Source organism: Halobacillus sp. HZG1 (genome assembly GCF_035818575.1).
Lineage (GTDB): Bacteria > Bacillota > Bacilli > Bacillales > Halobacillaceae > Halobacillus > Halobacillus litoralis.
The window spans coordinates 1-1,147 of the sequence record NZ_JAYLVQ010000067.1 but is presented as its reverse complement, the minus strand read 5'-3'; the positions used below and the strand labels follow the sequence as shown (position 1 = coordinate 1,147).

The following is a 1,147-nucleotide window of genomic DNA, read 5'->3' as shown; positions in this document are numbered from 1 at the left end:
GGGGCGATTGTCTAATTAGTGACGGTCGTCTTTTTACATAAAAGCTTATCTAAATTCACTGGAAAATGAAACCATCAAAGATATTTTACGTAGGCTATAGTAACAGATCGTTATAGTTGAAAGAGGTGGATGATTAAATGTCTCATAAGGTTTGTCCAAAATGCCAAGGATGTATGGTTGAGTGTTATGTGGATCAGGGTTTAAAAGGAATTTTAGTAAAGAATTCTGTAGGAGATAAGATTTTTGGAAACAAAAAGAACACTCGAATTAACCCCAATATTTGTTCCGGTTGCGGATGGGTCGAATGGTTTGCTGAAGAACCGCAGAAATTAACGTAGTAGTATATCTTATTGAAAGGATGTTTTTTTGGAAGACCGAAATGCTTATCGTTTTGAAGAAGGTTTATTTAGAATGGCTAAATTTCGTCGTCTAATTGTTTGGGTTTTAGGTGTCCTTGCAGTGTCGCTCATCATCATGTCTGTTTCCCCTCTAAATAATTTTTATAGCGGGTTTACATCCAGTCTTATGATTATCTTATTTTTATATATTACGCCGATAGTATGGTTTTCCTCTTACTTACATAAAAAAGGATTATCACTTACTTACTTATTCGAGGGGAAAGGACATTTAAGAAAAACGGATGTTATTGGCTCAATCTTCATGCCAATGTTTTTTGGATTAGGAATTTTAATTTTATGTATGGGTTTACTTTTTCCTTTTCTACCCGAAGTTACGAACACCAGTGAATTTACTATGAATGAAAGTTCTATTTGGCTATTTGTATTTAATGTCTTAACCTTGGTATTGATAGCCCCTATATGCGAAGAAATAGTTTTTAGGGGTTATTTGCTTGGGCGTCTAAGTTATAAATATGGGAATACAATCGGCATTATCATTTCTTCTATTTTGTTTGGAATTCTTCATCTGCAAAATGTATTTGGAGCTGCTATGTTTGGAGTCATTATGTGTGTGCTCTATATTAAAACAAGTAGTCTGAAGCTCCCTGTATTAATACATATCTCTTTTAACTTTCTAGTCAGTGTAAGAGATATTTATTACAGATATTTTCTAGATGGGAATAGTTCTTCTGAACCTTTTCCATCGCCCGTAATTGTTATTGTCGGAGGACTTATTCTGATTTCTTTAT

The 1,147-nt window shown here is 33.8% G+C and carries 1 protein-coding gene; it reads left to right on the top strand.

Features of this window, described 5'->3' with window-relative positions:
- Positions 1–366: 366 nt before the first annotated feature.
- A partial coding sequence (locus VKA52_RS12905; protein WP_326315942.1) for a type II CAAX endopeptidase family protein occupies positions 367–1,147 on the top strand: 781 nt, incomplete at its 3' end.